This window comes from Pseudoduganella guangdongensis, from assembly GCF_009857475.1.
Lineage (GTDB): Bacteria > Pseudomonadota > Gammaproteobacteria > Burkholderiales > Burkholderiaceae_D > Rugamonas > Rugamonas guangdongensis.
Genome location: NZ_WWCJ01000013.1, coordinates 39,088 through 59,165, shown reverse-complemented (window position 1 = coordinate 59,165; position 20,078 = coordinate 39,088). Strand labels below are relative to the sequence as shown.

Genomic DNA, 20,078 nt, shown 5'->3' with positions numbered 1-20,078 from the left:
AGACACCCATGCTTTTCTCGCCCCGGAACGGGCGGGCGGCCCTCGCTCGCCCTCTAGTTTGCTCGCTTCTCATCGCCCTCGCTGCCGGCCATGGCCGCGCGGCGCCAGCGCAAGACTTGCGCACCATCGCCGCCCACAACGCCGCCCTGGCGCCTGCGCCCACCCTGACGTTGGCCGACCTGGTGCAGCGCCCGGCAATGCGCGAGGTGCGCCTGGCGCCGGATGGCGACGCCATCGCCTTCCTGCTGGCGACCGGCCAGGGCGCCAGCCTGAACCTGTATGACACGGCCCGCGGTACCACCCGCACCCTGCTCAAGAACGCTCCGCCCGGCACCCTGAGCTGGTCCACCGATGGCAGCACCGTCTTCATCGACGACACCAGCGGCATCAAAGCCGTTGCCATCGCCGACGGCAGCGTAAGCAGCGTTGCGGCTTTCGATACCGCGCGCGAACACAAGGTGCTGAACATCGACCTGCGCCGGCCGCGCCACATCCTGGCCAGCGAATACGAGCGCAAGGCGGGCATCTACAAACTTTTCAGCTACGGTGCCGACGGCCAGCGCGTGCAGCTATACGAAGGCCCGCCCTTGCGCGACGCCATGCTGGACGCCAAAGGCCAGCCCGAGTACATCAAGACCCTGGCAGCGGACTACAGCCAGGTCATTGCGCGCCGGGTTGGCGGCGGCTGGCGCGAAGTCATGCGCTGCAAGCCGGTGCGGCCGTGTTCGATGGTCGGCATCTCGCCCGACGGCCAGCGCATCACGATGCTGATGGGCTACCAGGGCGACCGCACCGCCCTGCTCGAAGTCGAGGCGGCCAGCGGCAAGCCGCGCCTGCGGCATGAAGACCCGCGCGCCATGGCCGACCTGCGCAGTGTCGCCACCGATCCACGCAGCGGCGCCATCCTGTCAGCAGCCTACGACCTGCCGCAGCGCCGCAACTATGCCGTGGCGGCAAGCGCCAGCCGCGCCCTGGCCGACATCAATGCGCGCTTTGCGCAAGCCAGTACGAGCCTCACACCGGCCGCCGGCGGCCAGCGCTGGCTGGTCGCCGAATCCGGCCCCGGCCTGCAGCAGCCGCGCTACTGGCTGTATGACAGCGCCTCGCGCCAAAGCCAGGAAGTGCTGCAGGCGGAACGCGCGCTGGGCAAGCCGCTCGCACCGGAAGCACTGGCCGACAAGCATGCCATCAGCTACCGCGCCTCGGATGGCAGGCGCATTCATAGCTACCTGACCCTGCCGCGCGGGCGGGACGCCGCCAGCGTCCCCTTGATGGTGGTGGTGCATGGCGGCCCCTGGTCGCGTTTCGACGGTGAATACGACTGGCTGGCGCAATGGCTGGCCAATCGCGGCGTCGCCGCCTTCCAGCCCAATTTCCGCGCCTCCACGGGGTATGGCGAAAAACACATGCTGGCCGCCGGCATGGACTTCGGCAATGGCCGCGTCCAGCGCGACATCATGGAGGGCGTCCAATGGCTGCTGGAGAACGGCGTGGGCGACAAGGCGCGGCTCGCCATCATGGGCAGCTCCTTCGGCGGCTACAGCACGCTGCTGGCGCTCACCCATACACCCGAGCTGTTCCAGTTCGGTTTCGCCACCGTGCCGCCGCCCGACTTCAGCCGCGTGATCGAACTGGCGACCTCCGAGAACCTGGCGGGCACCGAAGACCTGCCGACCGCCATGCGCTTCAATGAAATGGGCATCAGTCCCGCCAACGAAGCCGCCATGGTCGCCTTGCGCAAAGACGCGCCGTTGGCCGGCACGGCGCGGGTACAGCGGCCACTCGTGCTCCTGGCCGGCGGCAAAGACGACAAGGTGGAAATTGCCAGCGTTACCGAGTACGCCGCGCGACTGCACGCGGCGGGCAAAGCAGTAACCTTGCTGGTCGACCCGGCGGAAGGCCACAACCCGCGCAAGCCTATCGTGCGCCAGGCCTATGTCCACCTGCTGGAGCGCCTGCTGCACGACTACCTGGGTGGCCCCGCGCCGGAACCCTGCGCGCCGGAGCTATGCCGTTATCTCGAGCAAAACCTCACACTCAACAATGCTTACAGGAAATAAATTTGACATGGAGGGGATTTCGCGGTGAAATTGACACTCTCACCCAAGGAATTCCCGATATGAATCAACGTATTACACGCTGTATGCTGGCCGCCGCGCTGATCGCCTGTTCTTCCCTGGCCCAGGCGCAATGGATCTGGGTGAACGAGAAAGGCGTTAAACAGCTCAGCGACCAGCCGCCGCCACCGGGCACCCCGGCCAACCGTGTCCTGAAATCCCCGCGCGGCCTGGCGCCAGCCGATGCGCGCCAAGCGGCCGCACCGGCGCCGGCAGCCGAAGGCGAGGATGCCGCCGCGCCAGCCGACGCTAAAGCGCCGGCAGCCAAACCCTCCCTGGCCGAACGCAACGCGGACTACAACAAACGCCAGAAACTGGCTGCTGAAAATGCCGCCAAGGCGCAAGAGGATGCCAACCGCGCCAACGAGAAAACCAAATACTGCAGCGAGGCCAAGAAGAATATCGACCTGCTGGAAAGCGGCGTCCGTATTTCCGAGGTGGACAATAAGGGTGAGCGCGGCTACATGTCCGACGAAGGCCGCGCCAAACGCCTGCAGGAAGACCGCAGCGCTTACAACAAAGCCTGCAAATAGTCGGGAACTTGCTCCTGGGGCCACTGTCAAAGGGTGCGTGAAGAGACAGTCACGCACCGGAGGCAATTATGAACGGCAACGAACCCGCGAAACACTCAGACCTGTTTGACCACGAAGTGCGCATCACTCGCCTGGAAGAGGCTGTAAAGCACCTGCAGCAAACAGTTGAAGAAGGTTTCGCGCGCATGGAGCGCGGGCTTGCCGAGCTCAAGGAAGAGAACAGGGTCCTGCGGCAAAGCATTGAGGCCCTCCGACAAGAATTCCACCGCGACCGCCGATTCTCCGCCTTGGTCTTCCTCACCACCCAGCTTGCCGTCATTGGCGCCCTGCTCAAGCTGGCAGGGATACTCTAAGCCTTCTTAGCGCGACGGCGGCGGGCGTCCTTGGGATCGGCGATCAGGGGACGGTAAATTTCGATGCGGTCGCGCGCATGCAGCACGGTATCCAGCGTCTTCTTTTTGCCGTAGATTCCAACCAGCATGGTCACCAGGTTGATCTCCGGCGCTTCCTGCAGGATGCCGCTCATCTCGATGGCCTGGCCAATGGTCGTGCCCTCATCCACTTCCAGCGCAAACAGGATAGGCTGCGACGCCGGCGCGTAGCACACGGTTACTTTGATGCGGTCAGCCATAGACAGTCTCGGCACGCTTGCAGAAGGAATCCACCATGCTGTTGGCAATCATGCCGAACACGGAGCCGATTACCTGTTCCAGCAGCTTGCTGGAGAATTCATAGTGCAGATCCAGTTCGACTTTGCAGGCATCCTCGCGCAGCGCCTTGAAAGTCCAGGTGCCATCCAGGGTCTTGAACGGCCCATCGACCAGTTTCATGCGGATTTCGCTGAACGGCGTATTCGAGTTGGAGGTGGTGAAATGCTGCTTAACACCATGGAAATTGATCCCAACACTGGCCACAACATGGTTCTCACCCCGTTCGCGGACATCAACTCCGCCACACCAGGGCAAAAATTTGGGATAATCCTCGACCTTTGCCACTAAATCAAACATTTGCTCGGCGCTGTATCCCAGGAATACCGACTTGTGCACTACTGCCATTGAGTAACCGTTTGCTATGATGTTGTCCAAAGAACCCGTAGTTTAACCGACCCACGCATTTTTACCCATGTCCATCGCCGATAATCGCAAAGCCTTCCACGACTACTTCATTGAAGACAAGTATGAAGCCGGGATCGCGCTCGAGGGCTGGGAAGTGAAGGCAATCCGCGATGGGCGCGTTCAGATCAAGGAAGCTTACGTTACCATCCGCGATAACGAACTGTACCTTTTTGGCGCGCACATCAGCGCACTGCCGACCGCTTCCACCCACATCCACCCACAAGCTGTACGCACCCGCAAGCTGCTGCTGCACCGCGCCGAGATCGACAAACTGATCGGCAAGGTCGAACGCGCCGGCTACACCCTGGTGCCGCTCAACCTGCACTTCAAGGGCGGCCGCATCAAGTGCGAGATCGGCTTGGCCAAGGGCAAAAAGCAGCACGACAAGCGCGCCACAGAGAAAGACCGCGACGCCAGCCGCGAAGTGCAAATGGCAATGAAACAAAACCGCCGCTGATAACCGTCAGCCCGGACGTCGCGCCTGCGCCACGCCGCAGGCGTGTTGTTTCCAACTAGCAACGCGCATGATACACTTTGGCGGTTAATACCAGACGCCAGAGGGGAGTATCTATGCTGAGCAAAACCGCATCCGCGATCCTGGCAGCTGCCGTCCTGGCCGGCTGCACGGCACCGCCTTATACCCCCACCCCGCTGGCCACCAATTTCCCTACCTCGGAACAGAGCAAGCTGCAGGCGGCCGCCCACTGGGGCGCGATCGCCCAGCACCTGGAAAAGCGCCTGGTGGAGGAAATGAAAAAGGGGCCGCAGCGGCCCTTCTTCATCCATGAGAATCCGCAAGCCACGCCATTCCAGCGCGCCCTCACCACGCAGATCATCTCCTCACTGGTGAACGATGGCTATGTTGTCTCGCGCACGCCAGGCGGCGCCCTCCGCATCGACCTGGACGTGCAAGCGCTGACCTTCAGCGCCGAGCGCGCGCAGTACCGGCCCTCATTCACCAGCAATTTGATTTCCAACGGCGTCTGGGTGGCGAGTCAGCAAGACCCCACCGCCAAAAGCCGCAGCGCCTTCGCGCCCGGCGCAACGCCGCGCACCGAATTGATCATCACCCTCTCGGTGAGCGACCAGTATCGCTACTATGCGCGTTCCACCAACGCCTTCTACGTGGCCGACATGGATCGTGGGCTATACGGCATCAAGGAAGATTTGCCGCCTGCCACGGCGGCGGCTGCGGCAGCCGCCGTGGCAGCACCCAAGCTGACCACCAATTTCGTGGTCAAGGGGGACCGCTGATGCGCGCCCGTGCGATTGCCGCCCTGCTGCTGCCGCTGGCGCTGGGCGCCTGCTCCAGCATGCCACCCGAACCGACCAGCCAGTATGCCGACACCGCCTCCAACAAGTTCGTCGCTGCCAACTATGAAGCAGCGGACGCGCTGCTGGCACAGCTGCGCGGGCGCCTGACGGCGGACAAACCGCTGATTATGGCCACCGTGGTGAATATCGACGCGCTGGACCAGAGCTCCACCCTGGGCCGCCTGGTATCCGAGCAAGTCTCCAGCCGCCTGGCGCAAGGCGGCCTGCGCATGCTCGAAATGAAGCTGCGCACCTCGGTGTATATGAAGCGCCATATGGGCGAAATGATGCTCACGCGCGAAGTCGGCGAAGTGGCGCACAACCACAATGCTCAAGCCGTGGTGGTCGGCTCGTACGGCGAAACCAGCGACGCGGTCTTCGTCAATATCAAAGTGGTGCACCCGCAAACCAACCAGGTGCTGGCAGCGAATGATTTCGTGCTGGCCAAGGATGGCGTGGTGCGCTCTATGCTGATGGGGCGCTGAGCAAGTCCACCAGACGCGGCAAGACTTCCTGCGCCGGCAATTCCAGCTTGAGCGACAACAAGTCATCGGCGCGGGTCATGCCCGCGTTGATGGCAGCAATCGGCTTGCCCGCCGCTGCCGCCATGCGGCAGAAGCGGTAGCCGGAAAACACCATCAGCGACGAACCGACGACCAGCAACGCATCGGCCGCTTCCATTTCCGCCAGCGCAAGCGTCGTGCGCTCGGCAGGCACGTTATCGCCAAAGAACACCACATCCGGCTTCAGCACCCCGCCGCAGGCGACGCATTGCGGCGCGTGGAAGTCCTCCAGCGCGTCCGGCTCCACCGCCGCATCGCCGTCCGGCAGCGGCTGCGCCAGCGCGCTGGCCAGCGCGGGATTAGCGCGCTCAAGCTGCGGCTGCAAACTGGCGCGCGAGTAGCGCGCATGGCAGTCAAGGCAGATCACATGATGCAGGTTGCCATGCAGCTCGATGAGCCGTTTGCTGCCGGCGCGCTGGTGCAGCCCATCCACGTTCTGCGTGATAACGCTGGCCACATGGCCGTTGGCCTCCAGCTGCGCGATGGCACGGTGGCCCGCGTTCGGCTCGGCGCGCGACATGGTCGGCCAGCCCACCATGCTGCGCGCCCAATAGCGGCGGCGCACCGCGTCGGAACGGCGGAACTCGGGCCCTTGGATCGGCGTGCGCCCGCGCCGTACGCCGTCCTTATCCCGATAGCCGGGGATGCCGGAGGCGGTGCTCAAGCCCGCCCCGGTCAGCACCAGCACCCGGCTGTGCCTGGCCAGGAAACCGGCCAGCCCCTCTTCAGTCGACGCCAGCGCAGCCATTTGGCTTGAAGATCCGTTCCGTGGAGGCCGGATACTTTTCCAGTTTGGCCGCCGCGCGCGTCGGGCGCGGCGCGAAATCGCCGCCACAGTTCGGGCATTTGCCGTGCAGCTTTTCATTGGCGCAATCGGCGCAGAATGTGCACTCGAAAGAGCAGATTAAAGCATCCTGCGCACCGGGCGGCAGGTCCTTATTGCAGCATTCGCAGTTAGGTCGCATTTGCAGCATGATTCGTATGTCTCCTATTGCTCGCGGTAGCGCACCGCGTTGATCAGCGCAGCAGTGGTCTCGACAAGGGCCAGGCTGTCGTTGGTGGCGCGCCCCAAGCTGCGCTCACGGATACGGGAAAGGCGCTCCAGCAGCTCCTGCTTGGGCAGGGAAGATCGCAGGATGGCCGCGTGGTCGACCGCCGGCTCGCGCTCATCGGCACGCTCCAAGGCGTCCAGCAGGTCCCGCACCTGGGCGTCGGTTGCGGCGGACTGCCCTACGGCGCCACCGGGCGCTGGCTGGCGCGCCAATTGTTCACGCAGCGGATCGAGGAATTCCAGCGCATCCTTCGACAAGCCCTGCGTCGGCAGGGCAAGCAACGCCTGGCGTCCCTGCGGCCCGCCTGCGCGCATGAGGAAGGTCGCCGCGCGGGTGAGCACTTCGATATCGGCGCTGCGCAGCAAAGGCAGTACGGCAGGCAGGCTATCAGATCCGCCGACCAGCAGCAGCACATCAAGCACGGGCTTGGCCAGCGCCTCGTCCTTCAGGAAAGGCTGCAGGTGGCGTTCGCCGGCGGCGCCAAAACGGCCATACAACAGCACGCGCAAGCCGTTTTCATCGATGGAGGCACCCTGCTGCGGCAGCGGCAGCGTCACGGGGCTGCGCAGGAACGCGCGGTCAATCAAGGGCAGCAGGCGCGGGTCGCGGCTGGCGGCTGCCACATGCACAAGGCGGAATAATTGGGGACCATCCAGCGCAACGTCGGGCGGCAGCAGCAATGCGGCCTGCAAGGCCAGGGCGCGATCCGCTTCGGCGCCATAGGCCAGCAGGAAGCACGCCGCATCCAGCAAAAGCTGGGGGCTCGGCCGCTTTGCCCGCAACTCAGCGCTGAGTTCGCGCCGCAGCAGCGGCACCGCGTCATCCCGGTAAATGCCGAACAGCCGCCAGGCGGCGTTCAGCTCCACGCGCTGGGCGCCCACTTCCGCCGCGTTGGCAGCAGGCGGCATGGCGCGGATGGCGGCTATGCGCGCCGCCAGCGCCGCATCGGGAGCGGCAGCGCCACCCTGCATGGCGGAAGCTTGCCCCGCCTGGGCCAAGGCGGTTACGGGCGCCAGCGCGGCAAGTGCCAGCAAGGCCGAGCTGGCGAGGAACAAGCGCGCAGCAGGCCGACGCATCATGCCGACAGCCTGCGCTGCAGTTCCTCGACGGAAGCGCGCCATTCTGCGTAATGCTCGCTATCCTGCCAAAGCTCGCGCAACTCCGAGCCCTCGGACAGCACCAGCGCCAGGACGCGCAGCGCCTTCTCGCCGATATCGGCGCGAGGCTTGAACTTGGGCAGCACATCCGCCACCCAGGCATCGACGCGTTCGGAGTCCTCGTCGGCCGCACCGCCCTTGCCCAGCAAACGCGCCCAGGTATCCACCGCCGCCAGCGCCTCCGCGCCGAAGGGCGCCTCCAGGTACTCGGTCGTTTCCGCCTGCAGCACGTTATTCAAGGTGTCCTCGATAAAATAGAGGTCCTTCGACTCTTGCAAATCCTCCACCCAATCCTGCGCAAAGTCATTGCCGTACGGTCCAATAGCCCAGGTTCCCACAAGCGCCTCCCAATCAATATATGACGCAATTGTACCGCCCGTGCTTATTTTTGGGTTTTGACGACTTGCAGGGCGGTGGCGATCAGGCTGCTCATGTCGCCCACATTGGCCGGGACGATCAAGCTGTTGTTGGTCTTGGCGAGCTGGCCGAAGGCTTCCACATACTGCTCGGCCACTTTCAGGTTCACCGCCGCTTCGCCGCCTGGCTGCTGGATCGCGAGGCCAACCTGCTGCAGCGCGCCGGCGGTCGCTTCGGCAATGGCGAGGATTGCGGCGGCCTCGCCTTGCGCGCGGTTGATGGCGGCTTGCTTGTCGCCTTCGGAGCGGGCAATCGAGGCTTCGCGCTCGCCGGTGGCGATGTTGATCTGCTCCTGCTTGCGGCCTTCGGAGGCGGCGATCAGGGCGCGCTTGCCGCGTTCGGCGGTGATCTGGGCCTGCATGGCGTGCAGGATTTCCTGCGGCGGGGTCAGGTCCTTGATCTCGTAGCGCAGCACCTTTACGCCCCAGTTGGCGGCCGATTCGTCAATCGCATTGACCACCGTGGTGTTGATGTGATCGCGCTCTTCGAACGTCTTATCCAGCTCCATGCGGCCAATCACCGAACGCAAGGTGGTTTGCGCCAGTTGCGTGATCGCGGCCACATAGTTGGTGGAGCCGTACGACGCGCGCATCGCGTCCGTCACCTGGAAGTACAAAATGCCGTCCACCTGCAGCTGCGTATTGTCCTTGGTGATGCAGACCTGGGACGGCACGTCGAGCGGAATCTCTTTCAGCACGTGCTTATAGGCGACGCGATCGACGAACGGCACCACGATATTCAAGCCTGGGCCGAGCGTGGCGTGGTACTTGCCAAGCCGCTCAACCACCCATGCGTGCTGCTGCGGCACCACGTTGATGGTCTTGAACACAAAGACCAGGGCGACGATGAAAACCACCATCGTGACGGTGCCAAAACTGATATCCATACATACTCTCCTTGTTAAGCGCCGACGATCAGCCGGCTGCCGCGAACTTCGCGGATCTTGAATACGCCCGGCGCTGCAGCTTCGCCCGGCGCCAGTTCCACATCCCACAGCGCGCCGCGATACATCACCCGCGCTGCGCCGTCCTGCCAGGCCGCTACGCTCACGCTTTGGCCGATGTCGAGGTTGACGTCGGGGTTGGCTTCCGTGCGCGGCTGTGCCGTCTTGCCAAAGCGGCTGCGGCGCAGCAGCAAGGTGGCGACTGCGGCTACCAGCGCCGCCACCAGCAGCTGCCCCGGCATATCGACGCGCGCCAGCGCGGTCAAGGCGCCGGCCCCAAAACCAATCGCGATCATCAGCAGGTAAAAGGTGCCGATAAACAGCTCCAGTGCGACCAGCACGCCCGCGCCGACCGCCCACATCATCCAATCCGCCATTCCAACCTCCAAAAATAAAAAACCCCTGTCGCCGATAAGGCCACAGGGGTTCAAGCAACGAGGCTTATCGTTACTTTATTGTTGCATTTCTGCCAGCTTCTGCCAAGTATCGATCACGGAGTCCGGGTTCAGGGACATGGTCTCGATACCCTGCTCCACCAGCCATACCGCCAGCTCAGGATGGTCGGAAGGACCCTGGCCGCAAATACCGATGTACTTGTTCAGCTTCAGGCAAGCCGAGATAGCCATGGCCAGCAGCGCTTGCACCGCCGGATCGCGCTCATCGAAATCGGCCGCCAGCAGCTCCATGCCGGAGTCGCGGTCCAGGCCCAGGGTCAGCTGGGTCAGGTCGTTGGAGCCGATCGAGAAACCGTCGAAGTACTGCAGGAACTGCTCCGCCAGCACGGCGTTGGAAGGCACTTCGCACATCATGATGACGCGCAGGCCGTTCTCGCCGCGTTTCAGGCCGTTCTTGGCCAGCAGGTTGACCACCTTCTCCGCCTGGCCCAGGGTGCGCACGAACGGCACCATGATCTCGACGTTGGTCAGGCCCATCTCTTCGCGCACGCGCTTCATGGCGACGCATTCCATCTCGAACGCGGCGGCGAAGTCTTCCGACAGGTAGCGCGCGGCGCCGCGGAAGCCCAGCATCGGATTCTCTTCATCCGGCTCGTAACGCGAACCGCCGATCAGCTTCTTGTACTCGTTGGACTTGAAGTCGGACAGGCGCACGATCACCTTCTTCGGCCAGAAGGCTGCGGCGATGGTGGCGATGCCTTCAGCCAGCTTGTCGATGTAGAACTGCTTCGGCGAGGCGTGGCCGCGCGCGACCGATTCCACCGCCTTCTTCAGGTCCGCGTCGATGTTCGGGTATTCCAGGATCGCTTTCGGGTGCACACCAATATTGTTATTGATGATGAACTCCAGGCGGGCCAGGCCGACGCCGTTGTTCGGCACCGACTGGAAGTCGAAGGCCAGCTGCGGGTTGCCCACGTTCAGCATGATCTTGGTCTTCAGCGGCGGCAGTTCGCCGCGCGACACTTCGGATACCTCGGTTTCCAGCAGGCCGTCGTAGATCTTGCCCTCGTCGCCTTCGGCGCAGGACACGGTTACGAAGTTACCGTCTTTCAGCACGTCGGTCGCGTCGCCGCAACCGACCACCGCCGGCACGCCCAGTTCACGCGCGATGATCGCTGCGTGGCAGGTGCGGCCGCCGCGGTTGGTGACGATGGCGGAGGCGCGCTTCATCACCGGTTCCCAGTTCGGGTCGGTCATGTCGGCCACCAACACGTCGCCCGGCTGCACGCGTTCCATTTCGCTCGGGTCGCGGATCACGCGCACCGGGCCGGCGCCGATCTTCTGGCCGATGGCGCGGCCGGAGGTCAGCACGGTACCGGTCGACTTCAGCTTGAAGCGCTGCTGCGAGTCGGTGGCTTTCTGCTGCGATTTCACGGTTTCCGGACGCGCCTGCAGGATGTACAGCTTGCCGTCGCGGCCGTCTTTACCCCACTCGATGTCCATCGGGCGGCCGTAGTGCTTCTCGATGATCATGGCGTACTTGGCCAGTTCGACGATCTCGGCGTCGTTCAGCGAGTAGCGGTTGCGCATTTCGATCGGCACATCCACGGTCTTCACGGAACGGCCAGCCTTGGCTTCGTTGGTGAATTCCATCTTGATCAGCTTGGAGCCGATATTGCGGCGGATCACGGCGGATTTGCCCTGCTCCAGCATTGGCTTGTGGACGTAGAACTCGTCCGGGTTCACGGCGCCCTGCACCACGGTTTCGCCCAGGCCGTAGGAGGAAGTGATGAAGACCACGTCCTTGAAGCCCGATTCGGTGTCGATGGTGAACATCACGCCCGATGCGCCGGTATCGGAACGCACCATGCGCTGCACGCCGGCCGACAGCGCCACTTCGGCGTGGGTGAAGCCTTTGTGCACGCGGTAGGAAATCGCGCGGTCGTTATACAGGGAGGCGAACACGTGCTTCATCGCTTCCAGCACGTTGTCGATGCCGACCACGTTCAGGAAAGACTCCTGCTGGCCCGCGAAGGATGCGTCGGGCAGGTCTTCCGCGGTGGCGGAAGAGCGCACGGCAAACGACACTTCGGTGGAGGAATCGGCCACCAGGCGCTCGTAGAACGCGCGGATATCGGCTTCCAGGCGTGGCTGGAACGGGGTATCGATGATCCACTGGCGGATTTCGGCGCCCGATGCGGCCAGGGCGCGCACGTCGTCCACGTCCAGGTGTTCCAGGCGGTCGGCGATGCGCTGTGCCAGCGATGGGCCGCCGTCGATGCTGTGCGACAGGAAGTCGCGGAAAGCCAGCGCGGTGGTGGCGAAACCGCCAGGCACGCGCACGCCGGCACCAGCCAGCTGGGAGATCATCTCGCCCAGCGACGCGTTCTTGCCGCCGACGGATTCAACGTCCGTCATGCGCAAGTTTTCGAACGAGGCGACGTACACCGCCCCTTCCCCCTGCTCCTTCAATGCTGCGTTAGTCATAAAGACACCTTTTTGATGATAAAAATCTTTACGCAGGTGCGCGCGGCATCGTTCTTGTCATTCTTGGCGCCGTGCAGCACAATCTTACTGTTGGCAAGCATTTTACAGCCTGCGACGGAAATTGACGATTCATCCATTGGAAAAGCTTTTTTGATGCCACAAGAACAACGCCCCGACCTGCCCTCCTCCTTCCGTACCGTCTTTTTCGTCTCAGATGGCACCGGGATCACGGCAGAAACCTTCGGCCACTCGGTGCTGACCCAGTTCGACCTGAAATTCCGCCAGGTGCGCCTGCCCTTCATCGATACCTGCGACAAAGCCTATGATGCGGTGCGCAAAATTAACGAGGTGGCGGCCGACGATGGCACCAAACCTATCGTTTTCTCGACCCTGGTGAAGACCGAGCTGTCGGAAGTGATCCAGCGCGCCAATGCCATGCATATGGACCTGATCCAGACTTTCGTCTCGCCGCTGGAGCAGGAACTGGGCGTCAAATCGACCCATACCATCGGCCGTTCGCACAATGTGGTGGACAGCGAGGAGTATAAGAACCGTATCGAGGCGATCAACTTCTCGCTGGCGCACGACGACGGGCAGTCCAATAAGAACCTGTCGTCGGCCGACGTGATCCTGGTCGGCGTGTCGCGCTCGGGCAAGACCCCGACTTCGCTGTATCTGGCCATGCAGTACGGCGTGAAAGCGGCCAATTATCCACTGATCCCGGACGATTTCGAGCGCGGCAAGCTGCCATCGGCGCTGTATGCCTTCAAGTCGAAGATTTTCGGCCTGAGCATCGAGCCGCAGCGCCTGTCCGAAATCCGCAACGAGCGCCGCGCCGGCTCCAAGTACGCGTCGCTGGAGAATTGCCGCTATGAGGTGAACGAGGCGGAGGCGATGATGCGCCGCGAGGGCATCCGCTGGCTGTCCTCCACCACCAAGTCGATCGAGGAAATCTCGACCACCATCCTGCAAGAGATCAAGCCGAACCGTTCGGTGTACTGAGTTCGGCACGGAAGGCGCGCCACAGCGCCTCCATCGGCTGGCCGTAGCTGGCGGCCAGCGCCTCCTCCAACGTGGCGCCCTGGCCCAGTGCGGCCAGCATGCGCTTAAAGGCTGCCGGGTCTTTGCGGTCCATCCATTCCAGCAGCAGCGCGGCCTGGCGGTAGTACATGGCGTGCTCGACGCCGTAGGTTTGCGCCGATTTCGGGAACAGCAGCGAGGCGCTCGCCTCTGGCGTGAAGTGTTTGCCGTGCGCGATGGCGTAGGCCGCGTTCTCGGCCGTCACGCCGCCGGCGCCGCCGCCGCCGGACAAGTAAGTCGGCAATCCCTCCCACAGCCAGTTCGGCAGCTTGCCAATGCCCGTCACACCGATGCGCTGGATCAGGTGCAGGTGGGCCAGTTCGTGCGTGATGATGGCGGCTTCGCGCGCGGTGGCTGCGCCCAGGCGCGGGGCAAGGTGGACCACGCCGAGCGATACGGCCCCCGCTGCGCGCGGCGCAACACCGGAATGCAGGGCAAAACTCTCCGGCGTGGCGTAGACGAACATGCGGACGTCGTGGGTGAACGGCATGCGGAAGGCTGCCTCCACCCGCGCCACCGCTGCCGGCAGCAACGGCGCTATGGCCTTGGCGGCCGCTTCCGCGCCAGGTTCGCACAGGAGGCGCGGATCGGGCGTGCAGGCGTGAAACTGCGAGGTATCGGCCAGCCAGGCGCGCGCGCCGTAATAGGCGAACTTGCCGGCCGGCGTGGCGGCCAGGGCGCCGCCCAGCGCGGCGACCATGAGCGCGGCAGCGGCCAGCAGCCGGCGCTTGCGGCGCGGAGCGGTGGCGCGCGGACTCAGAAGAAGTGCTTCCAGTCGTGTAGCCAGCCTGGAATGTCTTCCACCGGCATCGGGCTGGCGATGTAGTAGCCCTGGGCGTAGGTGCAGCCCAGGTCTTGCAGGAAGTCCCAATCCTGCTTGGTCTCCACGCCCACGGCGCAGGCCTGGCGCGACAGGCTGCGTGCCAGGCCAAGATAGGACTTCAGCACGGTGCTGATGGCGCGCTTGCGCGAGGCGCCGTCCACAAAGCTGCGGTCGATCTTCAGTTCGGAGAACGGGATGGCGGCCAGCAGCTGCAGGTTGGAGCGCCCGGTGCCGTAATCGTCGATGGCCAGGCCAAAACCCATCATGCGCAGACGCAGCAGGCGTTCCAGGAAGTGCGGATTGGTGGTCAGCACCGACGATTCCGTGATCTCGAAGGTGATGTAGTCGGGCAGGATGCGGTGGCGCTCCAGGCAAGCGGTGATCTGGGCAATGAATTGCGGGTGCGCCAGCGTGCTTGGATCGACATTGATCGAGAACGAGATCGGAATGCCCTTGTCATGCAGGTTGCGGCAGGCGGCCACCGATTTTTCGATCATGCTCCAGTCGAGGAAATCGATGCGGCGCACGCTTTCCAGCACCGGCACAAAGGCGGCCGGGCCCAGCACGCCGTGCTGCGGGTGGCGCCAGCGCGCGAACATTTCCAGCCCCTTCACGGCGCCGGTCTCCAGTTCGATCTTGGGCTGGAAGAAGGGATCGAATTCGCGCGCCTGCAGGCCGCGCCCGACTTCGGCGAAGGTGAACTCGGGGATCTCAGGCTCCGGCTGCGGCTCGGTGGAAGGCTCGCTGTAATGGGCCAGCAGCTCCTGCAGGCGCGCGGAGCTGAGTGGCTTGGCCGAGCTGCCCAGCATGTCCACGCCATAGGCTTCGGCCATGGTCTCGACCGAGAACAGTACGTCGGCGCTGTACGCGCCGATGACGATGATGCCGACGCGGCAATCGACTTCGGCCAGGCGGCGGATCACCTCCAGGCCATCCATGCCGGGCAGGGACAAGTCCATCAAGGCGATGTTGACCGGTGGGGTCAGGCCGATTTCAAGCAGGCGCAAGGCGCTCAAGCCATCCGACGCCGTCGTGATGTGCTGGGCGCCCAGGTGACGCAACATACCAACCAGGAGCTCGCGCTGGACAGGTTCGCCTTCGGCTACCAGGAAATGCATGCTTGCAATTTCCATAACACCTATTCCAATCTGAATATTATTCTTAACCCAGATTTTGCCTGACTTGTTCGAAAAAGCATACTGCCGCGCAGGCGGCAACGTTCAGCGACTCGACTTTACCCAAGTGTGGCACCAGCACGCGATGGCTGGCGCCACTCAGCAGGGCATCCGACACGCCCTGCCCTTCGTGCCCGAAAATCCAGGCGACCGGGCGTTTCAGGTCCAGCTGGTAGAGCTGCTCGGCCGCGTAGCCGCTGGTGGCCAGGGTGGCGATGCCGGCGCCGGCTTGCAGGGCGGCCAGGTCGACGTTCTCGTAGATATCCAGCACGAAGTGGGCGCCCATGGCGGCGCGCAGCACCTTGGGCGACCAGCAGAAGGCGGTGCCGGGGGCGCAATACACTTCCTTGACGCCGGCGGCGGCCGCGCTGCGCAGGATGGAGCCGACGTTGCCGGGATCCTGCACATTATCCAGCAGGACGGCGTTGACGCTCAGGGCGGCCGGCACCGGCTTTTCCGGCGTGTCGATCAGGAACATCAGGCCCACGCCGTGTTCGACCTGGCTGATACCGTGGTACAGCTGGTCCGGCAGGCACAGGATGTGGGCATGTTCGGCCTCCAGGCGGCGCACCAGAGGGCCGACTTCGGCGTGCTGCAGCGCGCCCTCGGCCACGATGGCTTGCAGCGGATGGCCGCGCAGCTCAAGCCAGGTTTCGCACAGGTGCACGCCGTCCAGCAGGCTGCGGCCGGCCTTGCGGCGCGCCTGCGAATTGGTGGCCAGCTTGGCGATCTCTTTGTATTGCGCGTTGTCGCGCGAGGTGATGTGTTTCATTGTTCTTTCTCCAGCAGCACGCGCACCGGCGCGAAGCTGCGGCGATGCACGGCCGACGGGCCATGCTCGCGCAGGCGCTCCAGGTGCAGCGCGGTGCCGTAGCCTTTGTGCTGGTCGAAACCGTACTGCGGGTACTTCTTGTGCAATTTGACCAGGGCCGCGTCGCGCGCGGTCTTGGCCAGGATGGAGGCGGCGGAAATGGCCTCGATCTTGTCGTCGCCTTCCACGATGGCGATGCTCTGGATGCGCATGACCGGGCACTTGTTGCCGTCAATCAGGGCCAGGGTCGGCACGGTCGACAGCGCATACACGGCGCGCTTCATGGCCAGCAGGCTGGCCTGCAGGATGTTGAGGCGGTCGATCTCCTCCTCCGAAGCCTTGGCCACGGCCCATGCGATGGAATGCTCGCGGATCAACGGCGCCAGCGCATCGCGCCGCGTCTCGTTCAGTTTCTTGGAATCACGCAAGCCCGGGATGGGACGCTCGCGGTCCAGTATCACCGCCGCCGCAAAGACCGGCCCGGCCAGCGGCCCGCGGCCGGCTTCGTCGACGCCGCAGATGATCTCTTCCAGCGAATAAGGGAGGTCGTCGAAAAGACCCGATTGATGGCCCATGGCCTCTTCTTCCTACGGTAGAGCTCGTGTCAACCTTGGGGTCTGACCCCAAGGTTGACACGGGCTTATCTGTTGATGACTTTCAGGACTGCGGCGGCGCTTTCCTGGGCGCTGTTGCGCAGCAGGCTGTGGTGCATGTCGGTGAAACGTTGTACCAGTTGCAGGCGGTGCGGGACGTCGCTCAGTTGCTTCCACATGGCGTCGGCCAGGGCTTCGGCGCTGGCCGCGTTTTGCAACAGTTCGGGCACCAGGAATTCGCGCGCCAGGATATTCGGCAGGCCGATCCAGGGCTGGTAGCCCATATGGCGCATGATGTGCCAGGAAGCGGCCATCATCTTGTAGGCGATCACCATCGGCTTCTTGAACAGCGCCACTTCCAGCGAGGCAGTGCCGGAGGCGACCAGCACGGCGTCGGCGGCGCCAATCGCGGTGTGCGATTGGCCGTCCAGCAGCATCAGCTCAACGTCCTGCAGGCCGGCTTCGGCGATCAGTTGCAGAAAGTATTGGCGCTGCTTTTCGCCGGCCATCGGCACCACGAACTTGAGCGAGCGGTCGCGCTGCAGCAGCAGCTTGCAGGCGCCGATGAAGGCGACCGTGTTGTACTTGATCTCGGCCATGCGGCTGCCGGGCATCACGCAGACCACGTTGGCGTCTTGCGCCAGGCCGAGCTGGCGCCGGGCGGCGGCCTCGTCGGGCTGCACGGGAATCATTTCGGCCAGCGGGTGGCCGACGTAGGTCACGGGCACGCCGGCATTTTTGTAGATCTCTTCCTCGAACGGGAAGATCACCAGCATGTGCGACACCGATTTGATGATTTTCTTGATGCGCCCGCCGCGCCAGGCCCAGATCTGCGGGCCGATATAGTGCACGGTGGGGATGCCGGCGTCGCGCAGCTGCGCTTCCAGGCCGAGGTTAAAGCCCGGGTAGTCGGCGCCGATGAAACAGGCCGGCCGTTCGGCCAGCAACTGGTCGCGCAGGCTGTTCTGGATGCCTTTCAGCTCGCGGTAGCGCGGGATGATCTCGAACAGGCCGCGCACCGTCATCTTCTCGATCGGCCAGTGCGATTCGAAGCCGTGCGCCTGCATGGCGGGGCCGCCGATGCCGTGGAAGCGGGCCTCGGGCAGGTGCGGGCGCAGGCCGCCCAGCAGGCGGCCGGCCAGCAGGTCGCCGGACGGTTCGCCGGCGACGACTGCGATCGATACGTCAGCGGACGATGCCACGGGTCGCCGTATCGAGGAATTCGCGCATGGAGCGCGCGGCTGCGGCGCAGTCTTCCGGCAGTTCGCCTTCGGCCGCCAGCATGGCCGCCTTGGCTTCTTCCAGCGTCAGGCCGGAACGGTACAGGATCTTGTACGCGTTGCGGATGGCGTTGATCTGCTCGCGGGTGAAGCCGCGGCGTTTCAGGCCTTCGATGTTGACGCCGTGGGCGGCAGCCGGGTTGCCGTTCAGGAGCACGAAGGGCGGCACGTCCTGCGTCAGGCTGGTGCTCATGCCGACGAAGGCGTGGGCGCCGATCTTGCAGAACTGGTGCACGTTGGCAAAGCCGGACATGATCACCCAGTCGCCGATTTCAACGTGGCCCGCCATCTGCGCGTTGTTGGAGAAGATGGTGTTGTTGCCGACCACGCAGTCGTGCGCCAGGTGCACGTAGGCCGAGATCCAGTTGTTGTTGCCCAGCCTGGTCACGCCCTTGTCCTGCACGGTGCCCAGGTTGAAGGTGCAGAACTCGCGGATGGTGTTGTCGTCGCCGATTTCCAGGCGGGTCGGTTCGCCCTTCCATTTCTTGTCCTGCGGCGCGGCGCCGATGGAGGAGAACTGGAAGAACTTGTTGTTCTTGCCGATCGTGGTATGGCCCTCGATCACGACGTGCGGGCCCACCACGGTGTTCTCGCCAATCACCACGTTCGGGCCAATGAGCGTGTATGCGCCGATCTCGACGCCCGCCGCCAGTTCGGCTTTCGGGTCGACGATTGCGGTTGGGTGGATGGTTGCCATAGTCTTACTCCACGGCGCGGATGGTGCACATCAGTTCAGCTTCCAGCGCTACCTGGCCGTCGACCGAGCCGACCGCCTTGTACTTCCAGATGCCGCGCGCGTTGCGCAGGATTTCCACGTCCATCTTCAGCTGGTCGCCGGGGCCGACCGGGCGCTTGAAGCGCGCGTTGTCGATGCCGACGAAGTACACCACCGAGTTCTCGTCCGGCTTGATGCCCATGGACTTGAACGACAGCAGGGCTGCGGTTTGCGCCATCGCTTCGATCATCAGCACGCCCGGCATGACCGGCTTGTGCGGGAAGTGGCCGTTGAAGAACTCTTCGTTCACGGTCACGTTCTTGATGGCGGTGATGGACTTGCCCTCTTCATAAGAGAGCACGCGGTCGACCAGCAGCAGCGGGTAGCGGTGCGGCAGGTAGGACTTGATCTCGCAGATGTCCATCGTCTTGGTTTCGGTAGTGGTCATGATTCTTCGTCTTCGGTTTTAGTTTTAATGGTCTTTTCCAGCGCGCGCATTTTATCGCGCATTGTCGGCAGGTTGCGAACTATGGCTGCCGACTTCTCCCAATCGCTGTTTTTGGCCAGCGGGTAAATGCCCGTGTACTGGCCAGGTTCGGATATCGAGCGCGACACCAGGCTGCCCGATGAAATATGCACATTGTCCGCAATACTCAGGTGGCCCAGGATCATGGCCGCCCCGCCGAATGTGCAGTGCTTGCCGATCTTCGCGCTGCCGGCCACGCCGACGCAGCCGGCCATGGCGGTGTGCGCGCCGATCACGCAGTTGTGGCCGATCTGGATCTGGTTGTCCAGCTTCACGCCGTCTTCAATAATGGTGTCGGCCAGCGCGCCGCGGTCGACCGTGGTGTTGGCGCCGATGTCGACATCGTCGCCGATCACCACCCGTCCCACCTGCGGGATGCGCACGTACACGCCGCCGTCGTTGGCGAAGCCGAAGCCGTCGGTGCCGATCACGGCGCCGGAGTGGATGATGCCGCGCTTGCCGATCACGCATTTGGCGTGGAAGGTCACATTGGCGAAGAAGTGCGTGCCCTCGCCTACCTGCGCGTCGCGCCCGATATAGCAGCCGGCGTCCAGCACCACGCCGGCGCCGACCAGCGCGCCCGCTTCCACCACGGCTTTGGGGCCGATGTGGGCGCTCGGGTGCACCGACGCGCCGGGATCGACGTAGGCCGTCGGATGCACGCCCGCCGGGCGCACATAGGCCGTCTGCGCCTCGAAGATCTGCGCGGCGCGGGCAAAGTATACATAGGGATTCTTGACGACGATGCGGGCGCCCTTGTAGGCTTCTGCCACGGTGGCATCGTCATTGGCGCTGACAATCAGGGCTGCCGCCTGGCTTTGCCCCGCTTGCGAGCGGAATTTGCTGTTACTGAGGAAGCTGATCTGCGAAGCGCCTGCATCGGTCAACGGCGCGATACCCGTCACGTAAAGTGCCGGGTCCCCCACCAGTTGGCCGCCCAGGCGTTCGACCAGTTCTCCTAGTCGAAGGCCCATCTTTGAAA

24 protein-coding genes are annotated in these 20,078 nt (G+C 63.9%); 7 read left to right on the top strand and 17 right to left on the bottom strand.

The window, feature by feature from the left end:
* Positions 1-8 precede the first annotated feature (8 nt).
* From GTP41_RS18175 to GTP41_RS18165, 3 genes are all read left to right on the top strand, one after another.
* Positions 9-2,060 (top strand): S9 family peptidase, encoded by a 2,052-nt coding sequence (locus GTP41_RS18175; protein WP_161026994.1) that lies wholly within the window; start codon positions 9-11, stop codon positions 2,058-2,060.
* A 59-nt stretch (positions 2,061-2,119) separates the two neighbouring features.
* The gene (locus tag GTP41_RS18170) at positions 2,120-2,650 is read left to right on the top strand and encodes a DUF4124 domain-containing protein (RefSeq protein WP_161026993.1); all 531 of its coding nucleotides are present in this window, start codon (positions 2,120-2,122) and stop codon (positions 2,648-2,650) included.
* A gap of 68 nt (positions 2,651-2,718) precedes the next feature.
* The gene (locus tag GTP41_RS18165; protein WP_161026992.1) at positions 2,719-3,003 is read left to right on the top strand and encodes a hypothetical protein; all 285 of its coding nucleotides are present in this window, start codon (positions 2,719-2,721) and stop codon (positions 3,001-3,003) included.
* On the opposite strand, the gene GTP41_RS18160 is transcribed toward GTP41_RS18165, so the two are convergent.
* On the bottom strand, positions 3,000-3,281 hold the full coding sequence (locus tag GTP41_RS18160) for an RnfH family protein (RefSeq protein WP_161026991.1): 282 nt from the start codon (positions 3,279-3,281) through the stop codon (positions 3,000-3,002). The genes GTP41_RS18165 and GTP41_RS18160 overlap by 4 nt on opposite strands.
* Positions 3,274-3,705: a type II toxin-antitoxin system RatA family toxin gene (locus GTP41_RS18155; RefSeq protein WP_057262688.1), complete on the bottom strand. Its 432-nt coding sequence runs from the start codon at positions 3,703-3,705 to the stop codon at positions 3,274-3,276. The genes GTP41_RS18160 and GTP41_RS18155 overlap by 8 nt, the downstream gene beginning before the upstream one ends.
* A gap of 67 nt (positions 3,706-3,772) precedes the next feature.
* On the opposite strand from GTP41_RS18155, the gene smpB reads away from it, so the two are divergent.
* The 3 genes from smpB (at position 3,773) to GTP41_RS18140 (ending at position 5,564) form a co-directional block, all read left to right on the top strand.
* The gene (gene smpB / locus GTP41_RS18150) at positions 3,773-4,222 is read left to right on the top strand and encodes an SsrA-binding protein SmpB (protein WP_161026990.1); all 450 of its coding nucleotides are present in this window, start codon (positions 3,773-3,775) and stop codon (positions 4,220-4,222) included.
* A gap of 113 nt (positions 4,223-4,335) precedes the next feature.
* Positions 4,336-5,019 (top strand): hypothetical protein, encoded by a 684-nt coding sequence (locus GTP41_RS18145; protein ID WP_202419793.1) that lies wholly within the window; start codon positions 4,336-4,338, stop codon positions 5,017-5,019.
* Complete coding sequence (locus GTP41_RS18140; RefSeq protein ID WP_161026989.1) at positions 5,019-5,564, top strand: FlgO family outer membrane protein; 546 nt, start codon at positions 5,019-5,021, stop codon at positions 5,562-5,564. Before GTP41_RS18145 ends, GTP41_RS18140 begins: the two co-directional genes overlap by 1 nt.
* Here the strand turns inward: GTP41_RS18140 and GTP41_RS18135 are convergent.
* From GTP41_RS18135 to ppsA, 7 genes are all read right to left on the bottom strand, one after another.
* Positions 5,545-6,390 (bottom strand): NAD-dependent protein deacetylase, encoded by an 846-nt coding sequence (locus GTP41_RS18135; protein ID WP_161026988.1) that lies wholly within the window; start codon positions 6,388-6,390, stop codon positions 5,545-5,547. The two genes, GTP41_RS18140 and GTP41_RS18135, sit on opposite strands and share 20 nt — an antisense overlap.
* Positions 6,368-6,616 carry a DUF1272 domain-containing protein gene (locus GTP41_RS18130; protein WP_161026987.1) on the bottom strand — a complete coding sequence of 83 codons (249 nt, stop codon included), beginning with the start codon at positions 6,614-6,616 and terminating at the stop codon, positions 6,368-6,370. Before GTP41_RS18130 ends, GTP41_RS18135 begins: the two co-directional genes overlap by 23 nt.
* Before the next feature lie 14 nt (positions 6,617-6,630).
* Positions 6,631-7,773, bottom strand: a complete 1,143-nt coding sequence (locus GTP41_RS18125; protein WP_161026986.1) for a hypothetical protein — start codon at positions 7,771-7,773, stop codon at positions 6,631-6,633.
* Positions 7,770-8,189 carry a DUF4259 domain-containing protein gene (locus tag GTP41_RS18120; protein ID WP_161026985.1) on the bottom strand — a complete coding sequence of 140 codons (420 nt, stop codon included), beginning with the start codon at positions 8,187-8,189 and terminating at the stop codon, positions 7,770-7,772. The genes GTP41_RS18125 and GTP41_RS18120 overlap by 4 nt, the downstream gene beginning before the upstream one ends.
* Positions 8,190-8,233: 44 nt before the next feature.
* On the bottom strand, positions 8,234-9,154 hold the full coding sequence (locus tag GTP41_RS18115; RefSeq protein ID WP_161026984.1) for an SPFH domain-containing protein: 921 nt from the start codon (positions 9,152-9,154) through the stop codon (positions 8,234-8,236).
* A gap of 14 nt (positions 9,155-9,168) precedes the next feature.
* Positions 9,169-9,588 carry an NfeD family protein gene (locus GTP41_RS18110; protein WP_161026983.1) on the bottom strand — a complete coding sequence of 140 codons (420 nt, stop codon included), beginning with the start codon at positions 9,586-9,588 and terminating at the stop codon, positions 9,169-9,171.
* Between the two features lie 75 nt (positions 9,589-9,663).
* On the bottom strand, positions 9,664-12,093 hold the full coding sequence (ppsA, locus tag GTP41_RS18105) for a phosphoenolpyruvate synthase (protein WP_161026982.1): 2,430 nt from the start codon (positions 12,091-12,093) through the stop codon (positions 9,664-9,666).
* A 153-nt stretch (positions 12,094-12,246) separates the two neighbouring features.
* Between ppsA and ppsR the strand changes: the two genes are divergently transcribed.
* Positions 12,247-13,095 (top strand): posphoenolpyruvate synthetase regulatory kinase/phosphorylase PpsR, encoded by an 849-nt coding sequence (ppsR, locus tag GTP41_RS18100; RefSeq protein WP_161026981.1) that lies wholly within the window; start codon positions 12,247-12,249, stop codon positions 13,093-13,095.
* Here ppsR and GTP41_RS18095 read toward each other — a convergent pair.
* The 8 genes from GTP41_RS18095 to lpxD form a co-directional block, all read right to left on the bottom strand.
* The gene (locus GTP41_RS18095; protein ID WP_161026980.1) at positions 13,070-13,873 is read right to left on the bottom strand and encodes a peptidase MA family metallohydrolase; all 804 of its coding nucleotides are present in this window, start codon (positions 13,871-13,873) and stop codon (positions 13,070-13,072) included. The genes ppsR and GTP41_RS18095 overlap by 26 nt on opposite strands.
* A 56-nt stretch (positions 13,874-13,929) precedes the next feature.
* Positions 13,930-15,114 (bottom strand): EAL domain-containing response regulator, encoded by a 1,185-nt coding sequence (locus GTP41_RS18090; RefSeq protein ID WP_229502950.1) that lies wholly within the window; start codon positions 15,112-15,114, stop codon positions 13,930-13,932.
* Positions 15,115-15,157: 43 nt separating this feature from the next.
* Positions 15,158-15,943, bottom strand: coding sequence for a TrmH family RNA methyltransferase (locus GTP41_RS18085; protein WP_161026978.1), 786 nt, complete (start codon positions 15,941-15,943; stop codon positions 15,158-15,160).
* On the bottom strand, positions 15,940-16,557 hold the full coding sequence (gene rnhB, locus GTP41_RS18080; RefSeq protein ID WP_161026977.1) for a ribonuclease HII: 618 nt from the start codon (positions 16,555-16,557) through the stop codon (positions 15,940-15,942). The genes GTP41_RS18085 and rnhB overlap by 4 nt, the downstream gene beginning before the upstream one ends.
* A gap of 65 nt (positions 16,558-16,622) precedes the next feature.
* Positions 16,623-17,777, bottom strand: a complete 1,155-nt coding sequence (lpxB, locus tag GTP41_RS18075; protein WP_161026976.1) for a lipid-A-disaccharide synthase — start codon at positions 17,775-17,777, stop codon at positions 16,623-16,625.
* A complete protein-coding gene (gene lpxA, locus GTP41_RS18070; protein WP_161026975.1) occupies positions 17,761-18,552 on the bottom strand; it encodes an acyl-ACP--UDP-N-acetylglucosamine O-acyltransferase in 792 nt (263 codons plus the stop codon). Before lpxA ends, lpxB begins: the two co-directional genes overlap by 17 nt.
* A gap of 4 nt (positions 18,553-18,556) precedes the next feature.
* A complete protein-coding gene (fabZ, locus tag GTP41_RS18065; RefSeq protein ID WP_161026974.1) occupies positions 18,557-19,018 on the bottom strand; it encodes a 3-hydroxyacyl-ACP dehydratase FabZ in 462 nt (153 codons plus the stop codon).
* The gene (gene lpxD / locus GTP41_RS18060) at positions 19,015-20,070 is read right to left on the bottom strand and encodes a UDP-3-O-(3-hydroxymyristoyl)glucosamine N-acyltransferase (protein ID WP_161026973.1); all 1,056 of its coding nucleotides are present in this window, start codon (positions 20,068-20,070) and stop codon (positions 19,015-19,017) included. The genes fabZ and lpxD overlap by 4 nt, the downstream gene beginning before the upstream one ends.
* Positions 20,071-20,078: the final 8 nt, after the last annotated feature.